Annotated in this window: 12 protein-coding genes and 1 riboswitch; of the genes, 2 read left to right on the plus strand and 10 right to left on the minus strand. The window is 39.2% G+C overall.

All coding sequences use genetic code 11. From position 1 onward, the window contains the following. The coding region (locus ABH968_RS27210; RefSeq protein ID WP_370049073.1) for a hypothetical protein at positions 1-209 on the plus strand (209 nt) is incomplete at its 5' end. Between the two features lie 38 nt (positions 210-247). On the opposite strand, the gene thiT is transcribed toward ABH968_RS27210, so the two are convergent. Then, positions 248-808, minus strand: a complete 561-nt coding sequence (gene thiT / locus ABH968_RS27215) for an energy-coupled thiamine transporter ThiT (protein WP_370049074.1) — start codon at positions 806-808, stop codon at positions 248-250. Between the two features lie 130 nt (positions 809-938). Then, a riboswitch (TPP riboswitch) is annotated at positions 939-1,046 on the minus strand. A 124-nt stretch (positions 1,047-1,170) separates the two neighbouring features. Here thiT and ABH968_RS27220 point away from each other — a divergent pair. Next, a complete protein-coding gene (locus ABH968_RS27220; RefSeq protein ID WP_370049076.1) occupies positions 1,171-1,506 on the plus strand; it encodes a magnetosome magnetite crystal formation protein family in 336 nt (111 codons plus the stop codon). A 206-nt stretch (positions 1,507-1,712) separates the two neighbouring features. Here ABH968_RS27220 and ABH968_RS27225 read toward each other — a convergent pair whose 3' ends face one another. The 9 genes from ABH968_RS27225 to ABH968_RS27265 all read right to left on the minus strand — a co-directional run bounded on the left by ABH968_RS27225 (position 1,713) and on the right by ABH968_RS27265 (position 12,483). Continuing rightward, entirely contained in the window at positions 1,713-4,793 is a 3,081-nt protein-coding gene (locus ABH968_RS27225) for an AAA family ATPase (RefSeq protein ID WP_370049078.1), read from the minus strand. Continuing rightward, positions 4,790-5,947, minus strand: a complete 1,158-nt coding sequence (locus ABH968_RS27230) for an exonuclease SbcCD subunit D (RefSeq protein WP_370049080.1) — start codon at positions 5,945-5,947, stop codon at positions 4,790-4,792. Before ABH968_RS27230 ends, ABH968_RS27225 begins: the two co-directional genes overlap by 4 nt. A 242-nt stretch (positions 5,948-6,189) precedes the next feature. After that, positions 6,190-6,498 carry a hypothetical protein gene (locus ABH968_RS27235; protein ID WP_370049081.1) on the minus strand — a complete coding sequence of 103 codons (309 nt, stop codon included), beginning with the start codon at positions 6,496-6,498 and terminating at the stop codon, positions 6,190-6,192. Next, positions 6,476-6,700, minus strand: coding sequence for a hypothetical protein (locus ABH968_RS27240; protein ID WP_370049083.1), 225 nt, complete (start codon positions 6,698-6,700; stop codon positions 6,476-6,478). Before ABH968_RS27240 ends, ABH968_RS27235 begins: the two co-directional genes overlap by 23 nt. Positions 6,701-6,796: 96 nt before the next feature. Beyond that, on the minus strand, positions 6,797-8,026 hold the full coding sequence (locus ABH968_RS27245) for an aminopeptidase (RefSeq protein WP_370049085.1): 1,230 nt from the start codon (positions 8,024-8,026) through the stop codon (positions 6,797-6,799). Between the two features lies 1 nt (position 8,027). Continuing rightward, complete coding sequence (locus tag ABH968_RS27250) at positions 8,028-9,176, minus strand: DEAD/DEAH box helicase (RefSeq protein WP_370049086.1); 1,149 nt, start codon at positions 9,174-9,176, stop codon at positions 8,028-8,030. 267 nt (positions 9,177-9,443) lie between these two features. Then, a complete protein-coding gene (gene cuyB, locus ABH968_RS27255) occupies positions 9,444-10,145 on the minus strand; it encodes a cysteate racemase (protein WP_370049088.1) in 702 nt (233 codons plus the stop codon). After that, positions 10,145-11,374, minus strand: coding sequence for a carboxylate--amine ligase (locus tag ABH968_RS27260; protein ID WP_370049089.1), 1,230 nt, complete (start codon positions 11,372-11,374; stop codon positions 10,145-10,147). Before ABH968_RS27260 ends, cuyB begins: the two co-directional genes overlap by 1 nt. Positions 11,375-11,496: 122 nt before the next feature. After that, complete coding sequence (locus tag ABH968_RS27265; protein ID WP_370049091.1) at positions 11,497-12,483, minus strand: C39 family peptidase; 987 nt, start codon at positions 12,481-12,483, stop codon at positions 11,497-11,499. Positions 12,484-12,838 lie beyond the last annotated feature (355 nt).

Consider the following 12,838-nt stretch of genomic DNA (forward strand, 5'->3'; position numbering starts at 1 on the left):
AAGCGCAGCGTCAGCAACAAATGTTTTATCTGTGCGAAAGCGCAGCGTCAGCAACAAATGTTTTATCTGTGCGAAAGCGCAGCGTCAGCAACAAATGTTTTATCTGTGCGAAAGCGCAGCGTCAGCAACAAAGCGCCCAGCCGGAACGGAAATCAACCTCATGCTATGGTGATGAGCTAAGAAAAATGACTCATCTTTCAATTTACTAATAATAAAAAACCCTTCACTCATGTGAAGGGCATATTAGTTATGATTTTCGTTGCATTAATTGAGGTGCTGCCGTAAATAACAGAACACCGACGATTGCCGTTAAAACTGTTGCTGGTAGCATATATGTTCCATTATAGATGATTGAATAAATCCATGCATTTTGATCGCCAGCATACTCTGCAAAAAATACAGCGCCCGCAATGGTATGTGCTGCATAACGTAAAAAGCCCGCTAATACAGTTCCTAAAATAATATAAAGCGCCATTTTCTTTTTGTTTAACGCTTTAGCAGCCTCGAGCACTGGTCGACGAACAACGGCCGCTAAGCCGACTACCGTGAAGGCAACACCATAATCAAGTAATCCTTGAAGCCAATGCACAATATAGGCACCAAACATTGTTTGCATTACACCAATGAGTAAACCCGTTGTCAGTCCTGGAATAAGTCCCCAGCGGAATGCTATTAAAATAATTGGCACCATCACTAGACTAACAGAGCCTCCTTGTGCCCATACTTTAAAAGAAACCTGATCAAGCACAAGGCCAATCGCTGCGAATATCGCAATCTCCACAAGCATTAAAAGTCTTTTATTGTCCATAAAATTATTCTCTCCTTTGTTCCGATGTAGGATACAAGAGCAGGAATAGAAAACAGTTGGCAAATATGTCCCATCAGGCATCAATAAAGATAAAAAACGATGCCAGGACAGAGCCTCACATCGTAAAAGTGTCGGTTTCTATCCACATCCCTACGCAAGTGTTAACTTACAGGTTCAAAGAGTCAAGGCATTACGTGCCCAGTCTCAGCTGACATCATCAGCTCCCCTTGTGGTCGTTACATCTTAATTTATTTGAACAACCTCATTGTACGCAAACACCGTTACGATTACAACCTCTTCCACATTATTTTTTGAAACTTTACTGTTTTTCATGCGTAAATATTAAAAAAGGAGGTACAACTATGGAGAACCAAAAAATTTTATCTGCCTTTAGTTATCTCAGTATTTTATTCGCACCCTTTATTGTGCCATTAGTCGTTTACTTTGTTACAAAAGATAGCGATGTAAAGAGTCACTCTATTCGAGCACTAATATCACATTTAATCCCAGTCGCATTCGGAATTATATTATTTGCAGTCTTTATTTTCTCAACTTTATCATTCAGCACCAATTTTGAGCCAGATTCAGGTAGCAGTTCGTTTCTTATCATTTGGTTTGCTTCATTCGCAATTTACATTCTCATTTCATTAGGAGTCGTTATTTGGAATATTATTCAAGCTGTTCGCGTGATCCGATAAGTTTCAGTTTCAACCTTGAACAGATAGTACTTAAGGAGCTGTTATTTTGTGAAAGTATCTAAAGTTGTTAAAACCGCAGTAAAATTAGCACCTATCGTTATCCCGATTGTAAAAAAAGTAATCGCTGCAAAAAAAGGAACAAATCCTAATGTAACTAAAAAATAACAAAAAGGCGTATTTCCATGCAACGGAGATACGCCTCTTTGTTATTTCACTTCAAAATATGTTTGACTATGACCGTTCATTGTTTTTTCGACATGCAACACAGCGGGCATTGTAGCTTTTAACTCTGCAACGTGTGAAATAACTCCAATCATGCGTCCGGAATCTTGTAAATCAATAAGCGTATCAATCGCCTTATTTAACGCTTCTTCATCGAGAGAACCAAAGCCCTCATCAATAAACATCGTTTCAATGCGGATATTACCTTGAAAACTTTGAATGACATCTGCCATACCAAGGGCAAGACTTAAAGACGCATTAAACTTTTCTCCCCCTGATAATGTTTTCACATCTCGTAATTGATCCGTATAGGCATCATACACATCTAGTCCTAGCCCACTTTGCTTGGCATGCTTTTCTAATCGATCTGAACGTCGGAGCTCAAATTGACCATTGGATAAATGATAAAGCCGGACATTCGCTGCCTCTGTAATTTTATCTAAATAATTGATTTGAATATAACGCTCAAAAGACAGCTTTTTCGCATTCTGTCCATTTAACATTGCATAAAGTTCCTTCACTCGTCCCGCCTCTTTTTCAAGTAAGCGAATCTCCTGTTCGGTCTCCTCAACTTTTTCGATAAAGTCTCCGCAAGCTTTCGCAAATCCTTCGATCTGTTGCAATACTTTAAAGGCTTCCTCATATGTGACACGAAGCATCTCTAACTTTTCTTCCATCGCCGTTAAATCTTGCTTCTCTTGCCCTTTAAGATGCTTCGTTCCCTCAGCAATTTGTACTTGTAATGTGTGGATTTGCAATGCATAATCACTGCAAGCCTTCCGTAAAGCTTCTATTTGCAACACGCTACGCTTCCCAGTAGCAAATTCTTCATAGCTTTCAAAGCCTGCTTCCGTCATACTTACTGAAAATTGCTCGCGCTTTTCATCCATTTTCAGCTTTAATTCCTCAAAAGCCTGTTTCGCAATTTCTACGGTCATTCTAGCATTATTTGCTGCTTCTTTAGCAGATTGCAGATTTTGTTGACTGAGATTCCATGCAGTTTGTAATGCAACCTTTTGTGAACCTATATCAGCTATCGCCTGCTTCAATGCCTGAAGCGTCTTAAGATTTTCTGGAATATGCTTTTGCTGCTCTTCCACAATTGCTTGTTGCTTAGTCAATTCCTTCGCCTTTTCAGCTAAATATTGCTCTAGTTTTATGTGCTTTTCTTGTAGCTGCTCCAGTCGTGCACGATGATCCTTTTGTTGCAAGCGTACATCAGATAATTGATTGCTCACTACTTTTAAAATTGTAATTTGTTGTTCTATATTTTGTAAATAAGCTACAATTTGCGCTTGATTCAATCGATCGATTTCATTCTTCTCTAACTGTTCTAGCGCCTCTTGTAGAAGATGCTTAGTAGAATTCAATAAAGCTTCTTTCTCTAAAAACTTGCGCTCATCAGTAGTAGCGTTTCCTCGTAAAGTTTCTACTTGTGCTAATTCGATAATCTCTAATTGCTCAGAATGTGTTTCGAGATGTGTTGTACTACCGCACACTGGGCAAGGCTCTCCGTCCTTAAGCTGCTGTGCTAAAATACTTGCCTGACTCGCAATCCATTGCTGCTCCAGCTTTTGAAGAGCCTGCTTACTTTCTTGATAACGGACATTAGTAATGGCTACATCCTGCTCCGCAGTTGCAACTGCTCTCGTGTATTTTTCAACTTGTGCTAGTAATGATACTTGCTCTTTCAGCTTCGGGAGCTGTTCTAAATAACTTTCATATGGCTCAAGTTGTTTTTCATATTGATCCATTGTTTTTGCTAGTTGCTGAACTTGCATTTGTCCTGTTTCTACGATTTTACTATTATCGTCTACTGCTAGCTTTGCTGTTGCAACATATTGTTCAGCTATTTGCATTTGCTGCAGAGTGTTCTCATATGCCTCGAATGTCGGTAATAATGCTTGCAGCTGTATCTCCTGTTGTAGAACGTGTTGACGTTCAGGTTCTTTCGCCTCTTCAACGTTAAACTTTTCCTGTGCTATTTTTAACTGAGCTTCTGCGTTTTGCTGCTCTGTCATTGCTTGCTGAAAAGATTGTTCTTTACGATTTTGCTCAGCACGTAGATCGATGCATTGTTGCTCAAGTATGACAAGACGCTCCGCCTTCTCTGCTAATGCAATTTCACGTTCTTTTGCGCTATATACATCTTGTTCTTGTAACAATGCTTGCAGACGGTTTTGACGATTCGTTTGCTCATCAAATTGCTCATTCAGTGTTTTTGCTCTACTATAAAATTCTTGCTCTTTTTGATGATGTGCATAAGCTTCTTTATAGCGCTGCTGTTCCAATTGTATACATTCCGTATAATAGGTCTGCTCCTCTTCCAAAGCCTTCTTCAGCTGATGCATATTTTCAGTATTATTAGTAATGCAAGTAAATAAAGATGACGAACGCTGTGGTAAAGCGCCTGCAATTTGGCCAAGAAGATGTTCCTTTAATTGTTGAGCACGCAGTAAATCACTTTCCGCTTCTTTTCGTTTCGCATCAAGTCTTTTTGTCATCGCACCAAAGCGATCCGTTTTAAAAATTTTGCGTAAAATAACTTCTTTATTCGTAGAATCTGAGGTTAACAGTTTGCGAAATTCACCTTGTGGCAGCATAACAATTTGACTAAACTGATCCTTTGTGAGGCCTATTATTTCCTGTAGCTTTTTATCTACCTCAAGCGTTTGCTGCTTTTCTACAATATTATAATCAAGCGTGTCTCCTTTGATTTCAGCTAGTTCAATTTTCTTGCCAGTAACACTTTTGTTTTTTGCTTTAATATGACCTGGCTGACGTAAAATTTGATAGACTCTATCATGCATTTCAAAAACGAGTTCCACCGCAGTATACGCATCATCATCTGCAAACCCACTTCGTAGCATAGCAGTATCCTGACGATCTTCACCACTACCCGCTCCGTAAAGTGCATAGCATATAGCATCAAAAATCGTCGTTTTCCCTGCACCTGTTTTTCCGGAAATCGCAAATAGGCGATGCTCACCAAGCTGTTGAAAATCAATAACCTCTGTATTTTTATATGGACCGAATGCAGTAATCGTTAACTTTAAAGGCTTCATTTTACTGTCTCCCGCTCTTCATCTAATAATTCTTGCAGCATCTCTGTAAATAGACGCTCTGTATCTTGATCTGGCTGTACACCAATTATATCTGTAAAAAATGATCGGAATAAATCGATGTCTTCTATTTTCTCTGTCTCTACCGACTGAATTTCATGTGGTACTTCTTGGCGTATTACTTTTCGCTCAACATGCATCGCATGAGGAAACACTGTACGAATACGTTCCATCGGCGAAGTTACTGACGTAGTATCTGTTAAGCGTACAAATACATAATCATCACTTGGTGGTAATTGCAATAAATCATCCATTAAACCCTCTACCACACGTAAATCTCGTCTCGCTAAAAGCTTTCGTTTTGTGACAGTGATTTCTCCCTGTGTATCTAGCTCAACTATTAAAAAGCCCTTCTCATGTAAGTGCTCCGATAATGAATACTTCAATGGAGAGCCAGCATATCGAATCGTTTCATTCAATACAAAATGCGCTTTATGCAAATGTCCAAGTGCTGTGTAATTAAAAGACTTAAATAGCGTTGCATTTATGCAATCCGAGCCTCCTATTGATAAAGGTCGCTCAGAATCACTCGTATTCGCTTCCTCTTCTCCATACTTCGTCACAAAGGCATGTCCAACAAAAACATTACGTTTTGTTGGATCTAAACTTTGCCCAATATGTTCGATAATTTTTTCCATCGCCTCTTGATGAGATCGAATAGAATCATCCTCTAAAATAGTCCGTACTGAAGCCGGCTCTGCATAAGGTACGAGATGAAAATGTACTTCACCATACTCATCATGTAAAACTATCGGTGCATAATCTTTCGTAAATTGGCCTTTAATATGTAAGCCACTATCACTCATTAAGCTACTGCCAAAGTTCAATCGACCTGCACTATCGTGGTTTCCGGCAACCGCTAACACAGGTATTTTTTTATCAAGCACAATTTCCGCCAAAATATCATTTAGTAAATTCACTGCCTCAATAGGGGGCATCGAACGGTCATATAAATCACCTGCTATAACGATAACATCCGGTTTTTCCTCATCTATGGCTAGCATAAATTGCTGTAAAATATAATGTTGATCCTCTGTCATGTAGACGCCTTGTACAAGCTTCCCTAAATGCCAATCTGCTGTATGAAATATTTTCATTCTTTGCGCCTCCTGTCTATTTCATTTTATCACGGCTAATGTATTGAGTGTTTTTCCTTTTATTAGTTTGAAAATTATAATTTGGCTCCTCATCATAACGTGGGAACTGAGGTGTCGGGGTATCCGTCGCTTCGGGGGTTCTTTCCGTCGCTTCAGGGATTCTTTCCGTCGCTTCGACGATTCCTTCCGTCGCTTCGGTTCTTTCCGTCGCTCTGACGATTCCATCTGTCGCCCCGAGAGTTCTATCCGTCACTTATATTTTGATATATATTTAACATAAAAAAGAGCATCACTGTCGATGCCCTGTTACAAATAGTTATGATTAAAACGTTTCTTAGTTTTTCCTTCTCTATAAAAGCAATGTATCCTGTAAAACCTTGAATGGCACGCGCAGTAGGGCTTGGCTTTTCTTTTTCTTCTCGTGTCTGCTCTGCCTTCGCTAGTTGTTTTAAAATCTGCTCGAATGAAGTAGGGTTAGGCTTTGGCAATTCGTTTGAAGAAATGGCTAGAGCTTTACTTCCACTATATTCATGTAAAAATGCATTTGCCATTATAGAAACTCAATTGCCTAGTCATTCCTAATTTCATGGCGATTAAATCACTGTAGCCTGTATCAATCTGTTGATAAGGCGTTTGACCAGCCGCCAAGGAATCTCCAATTGACAGGTAGTTTTCAGACTGAGCAAAAGCAGATGAAACGCCAAATACCATTATGAGTATAGCTGCACCAATTATGCTTAGTAATCGTTTCATCTGCCCAACTCCTTTCTATCAATTATGCCTCGGCATAATTGCTGACGCTTCGCTTTCGCTACCAAGACATTTGCTGAAAGAAATTAAATCAAGAGCCTAAAATGCCCAGCTACCTTTGCGGAAAATTGGCTCTACAGTTCCATCTGGTAAAATACCGTCAATGTCCATCTCACCGCTGCCAATCATAAAGTCCTCATGAGTAACTGAAATATTTGCACCTAACGCTTCAAGCTGTCCGTTCTCTAAATCTCTTCCACCCTCTAAGCAAGTTGGATAAGCTTCACCAATCGCTAAATGGTTCGATGCATTTTCATCAAACAATGTATTAAAATATAAAATCTCAGATGCTGAAATTGGTGATTCATGTGGTACAAGTGCTACCTCGCCTAGATAGCAAGAGCCTTCATCTACATTAATAAGCTCCTGTAATATATCATGTCCTACTTGTGCTTCAGCCTTAACAATTTTTCCTTCTTCAAATGTCAGTTTAAAGCCATCGATAATATTCCCTTGATAAACTAATGGTTTTGTATTGCTTACAAAGCCATTTACACCTTGTTTCATCGGTAACGTATAAACTTCTTCTGTCGGCATATTAGCAATAAAGATAGTATCATCAGGCGTTTTACTACCTCCAGTAAGCCATTTATGCTGTGGCGCTAATGCAATTGTTAAATCAGTGCCTGGCGCTGTATAGTGTAGCTTCGCATATTTTTTATTGTTCAGTAGAGCCGCACGAGATTCTAAATTTACTACGTGTTCACGCCAGTTTTCAACAGCATTGCCTTCACCGATACGAACAGTTTTAAAAATGGCCTCCCATAATGCTGGTACTTGTTCCCCAGCTGCTAAGTTCGGGAATACTTTCGATGCCCACTTTGGTGAAGGGACGGCAACGATCGACCAAGCTATTAAATCCTTCATTACGGCGTTGCGATAGTTTTTCAGAGCAGCTCCTGATACCTTCTGATGGGTAGCTAGACGATCTGCTGATATACCCGCTAATTTATCAGGGTCTGCAGCATCAATCCATAATAGTGCTCCTTTACGTTCGATCACCTCGTCACGCATTTTAACTACCCATTCTGGGAAACGATTAAATTCTTCATCTGAGGCATGCTCAAAGTAAGCACGATCCATTTCATCATCTGAAAAATTAACATGAACACGTCCTGCACCAGCCTTATAAGCCTCTTTCACGACTAAACGGGCAAAATCTAGTGCATCCACTGATGTATTAACTAATAAGTATTGCCCAGGTTGAATATTGACACCGACTTTTATCGCAAGTTCTGCATATGCTTGTAATTTTTCTTCAAACGTCATATTATTTACCTCGCTTTTGTCCAATTGTTTTTGAATTACCCTCCACTAGCTTGCCTTCATGCCATACTTTCTGTACAGGTTTCGCAGAAATATCTCTTGTCCATTTTTTATACGTTTTTTCATCACGATAAGATAATAACGTTAATACTTCACCATCTGCTCCAGCACGACCTGTACGACCAGAACGATGCAAATACTGCTCAATTGTTCTTGGGACATCGACATGAATAACATGTGTTAAACCTTCAATATCTAAACCACGTGCTGCAATATCTGTAGCAATTAAAATACGCGCATCACCTTTACGGAAAGCATCTAACGCCTTTTTACGTTCTTCCTTCTTCATGTCAGAATGTAATGTCACAATCGGTGCCGTACGATATTGTAATTTCGTTTCCTTCATTAGCAATTGATCGATATTGTTGACGAAAGCCAACCCACGTAATCCTTCTAAATGTGATAGTCGGCGTAAGAAATCAGTTTTATCACGCTCCTCCACTTTCACGAAAGAGTGTACAACTTTACCAACCTTTAACATATCCTCAGGTTTAATTTTGAAACGTACCGGCTCGAACATCATGCGACTAGCCACTAATTCAATTTCCTCCGTAATTGTTGCTGAAACAACAACTACTTGTCGCCCAAATGCTGCACTTTCGATAAAGGATTTTACGACAACACGATATTCACGACTTAGTAACTGATCGCACTCATCTAAAATAACTGTTTCAATTTCTTTTAGCTTTAATTTTCCAGCACGTGCTAATTCATTTAATCGGCCAGGTGTTCCTACAACTATTGTCGGTTTTTTCTTTAACTTTTCGATTTGACGTGCAGAGTTTGCCCCACCAATTAGTTGTTGAACCGTAATATCAGAACCTGCTGTCCATTCACGGATAACCTCTACAATTTGCATTGCTAGTTCCTGTGACGGCGCTACGATAAGTCCTTGTGTTTGTTTTTTTGAACCGTTTACTTTATTTAGTAAAGGAAGTACATATGCTAAAGTCTTCCCAGACCCTGTCGGTGATTCGGCTACAATATCTTTGCCCTCAAGCATTGCTGGAATCATTTCTTCTTGAATTTTCATCGGCTCTTCAAATTTCCATTTTGCTTGTAAATCTTCATTTAATACATTTATTACTGACATGTAATTTCCCACCTTCTATCTACTTGACACTAGTTTAACACACTAATCATTTTCCTACTTCATAAGTACGTAAACCATTATATAATCGTTATAATGAGGCCTTCTTAGTTTCACCTATCGAATTTTGAGTATGCGAATAAAAAAAATCTGCGCGACTTATGCAAGGGATTTGTCAGCCTTCAAGCTCTCATAGACACTTGAGCTTCTTTGAAGGTTTACAACTTACCTGCGAAAAGCGAACAGATTTTTATTTCTTTCATTCAATTGTTAATCTAATAATTCATAGCCACATGCTTCTATAGCACGTTCTGCTAACACGATTAATGAGTCGATATATGTGTCACTTAATTTTAAATCTCGATTGACGATTGATAATTCAGTACATCCTAATACGATACGATCACAATTAAGTGCAAGCATTGCTTCTTCTATCGGCTGCCAGTCCTCCTGAGAGACATCTTTTCCAGCCTTTACATAATCGTAAATAATAGACATGACTTTTTCTTTCATCATATCGTCTGGTACAACTGGTGTTATACCAAATTCCTCTAACGCATCTTGATACATACGTGAGGTTAATGTACCCGTTGTCGCTAAAATACCTACACGCTCTGCCCCTAAATCAGAGGCGCGCTTTGCCGTTTCCCTTATCATATGTAATACGGGAACTGGAGAACCTTCAACAATCTCATCATAAAAGGTATGTGCCGTATTACATGGAATAGCAATCACATTTGCCCCAACAGAAGCAAGCTTTTTTGCATCTGCGACTATCACTGGTACAGGATTTTCCTTTGTACTATCTAAAATAAAGGCAGTACGATCAGGGATATTCGTATCATTATCAATGATTGTATGTAGATGCTCCTGATCCTTCGTTGCCTTCGTACGTCTTACAATCATTTCACCGATAAACATCGTTGCAAGTGGACCAACGCCACCAATTATACCTAAAGTTTGTTTTTTCATTAGTTTGACAGACCTTTGTTGTTAAAATATTTCTTATATTGGCGATAAAAGCTTAAATTATCTAGCGTTATATTTAACCAACGCTTCGCATTCATATCCTTATAATTAAAGACGGAATCCGTTGCCATCCCTTGGCGAATAAGGCTTTTCGCTTCAATCACGAGCTGTTCATTTTGTACATATTTAAAGAGGACACCATTTGGCACAATTGTCCAAAGATGCTTGTTCTGAACATATGTTAGCTGTTGCTTGCTTCCGCGGATAAAATCATCCGCAACATATTGCATTAAATTATAGCCACTTGCAGTCACATAATAATTTGAAAGTTCATTATGTAATTCAATACTTAATAACTTATATTGACCATCACGTTCATCATACTTCATATCAAACGCGGCAAAACCTTGGAATCGTATTTCCTCTAGAAACAATTTTACGCGGTCCATTAAGTCTTTATCGTATGCTGTCATGATTGCTACATAGCGACCAATCCCCTCTGGAGAATGCTCCTCTAAAATTGGGTTACCTACAGATAGCAGCTTTACCTTACTATCTTGCCCAACATAAGCATTTACGACGCACATATGAGCATCTTCGCCAGGAATATATTGCTGTACCATTAAGTCATCTCGGTATGCCGATTCCTTATAAATCGCATGGAAAATAGCATCCTTTTCGTCGTTATCTTTTGCTATATATACTTTTTTCTTGCCAGGAAAAATACATGTAGCATACTTTGTCATATTCATAGGTTTAATGACAACTGGATATTCAAAAGGCATGTCAAATTCCTCATAGTCATTGACAGTGCAAACATGCATTGCCGGATAATGAAAGCCGAACTTCGCACAAAGTTCATACATGCTCTCACGTGTCAATAGCTCGTTTGCAAGTTCAGCATCCACATAAGGAACTACAAAATACTCTGCTAGCTCCTCTTTATGCTTCACAATTTTTTTTACGTAAAATTCATCGCAGGCTAATAACAGCAATTTTTTATCTGCAAATTCCTCTGCTATTGCCTTTAACGCCACGACAAAACGTTCTTCAATATGGAGTCTTGGAACTTCACGAAATGTTAATAAGTCACTCTGCTGTATTTTCTCCATATTCGTATGATTTAATGCAAGTGGTTTAACGCCATAGGACTCGTAAAATGCTCTTGCCATGCCGTAAGCATTCATTTCATCTCCTAATAAAACCGGTAAAAAAGCGTGCTCAATGGCCATTCTACTCAACTCACTTTAGCTTTTTTTAGGCTCTCACCATAACGCTGGTTTCATCCCCAGTGACGAACCTTTTTTACAAGTGTAACATACTTTCCTTGTACTCCTTATAACTCTTCTTTGAATCATTTATGAACGGCTACAGCTTGTTCACCTAACTCTTTATAGCTTTTAAAAAACTGATCCACATTATAAGTGACAAAGCCTTTTAATGGGTCCATAACAACTACTTTATCGCCTAAATGTCCCGTTAAAACAACAGCATGTAAGTTCATAAACGCTTTATGCGGCACTGTTTCACCTTCATAGATCCAGCCCTTAGCTAATTTTGTTTTTGGTTCTGATAAATCCAATGTAACCCATGTGACAACTGGGACCCCCTCCCGGACAAGCTGTAAAATTTCGTCCTGCGAGGCACCACTCATATTTGTCACTCGTAAGTCTGCCTGTTTATCTGCTATTACTGCCTCTGCGGCTTTGACAATCGGAGCTGCAAAGACATACATACCATGTGCTTTATCACGAGGATTACCTGCAAAGGCCTGTGCTGGATTTGGACCAAATCGTTGCCCGCCTACAGTACTTATTTTTTGCTTTGGTAAATAGTTATCAGCCATTTCCAGCTTCGTAACATCTAGCCCATAATAATTTAATACAGCTGTTAATGATGTTATTTCACAGCCATGTGGTAATTCAGGATTTTGCATAACAACTGGTACATCCAGCTCTTGCTCGTCCCTAAAAAAATGTGTTTCCAATCGATAATATGGCTTTGTCGCATCATATGTAAAATTTTCGATTGTCGTATAATCATCGTTTTTCGTACTATTTTCAAGCGTAGTTGCCGCCATAGCATATTTCTGTCCCTCGATAAGCTTCGAAAATGTTGCTTCGCCCTCTTCCGAGCCAACCGCATCCTCCACTACCTTACCTGTCTCTACATCTGTAGCAGTTATATAAAGGTTAGGTATGGGTGCACCACTATTAAACTCTACCGTTAACACCATTAATCCTTTGTTTTGCGTTTCCTGATGAGAAAACGGATTGCAACTCGAAAGTAGCATGATTATCATAATACCTATTAGTAAAAGGCGTTTATACCTCGTCCACAAGACAAATTCCGCTCCTATCTTGTTTGAAGACAATAACTTCAATTCTATTATTTCAATTTATCGCAGACTCTATTATACGCTAATTTCATAGACGTTCCTATTTTAACTTCTTTCAGTGGTTGTCCAAACATCCAGTGAAATAGAGGAACTCATTCTAAGAACGCCACGTCCTGTGTCAATTTATCTGTGCGAAAGCGCAGCGACAGCAACAACACACGACTGAGTGACCAACTTCATGCCGCTGACGCTTCGCTTTCGCGCAAAAAACATCTGTTGCTGTCGCTACGTTAGCACTACGCTTTCGCACAAAAAACATCTGTTGCTGTCGCTACGTTAGCACTACGCTTTCGCACAA

This window comes from Lysinibacillus sp. RC79, assembly GCF_041262405.1.
In the GTDB taxonomy this organism is placed as follows: Bacteria; Bacillota; Bacilli; order Bacillales_A; family Planococcaceae; genus Lysinibacillus.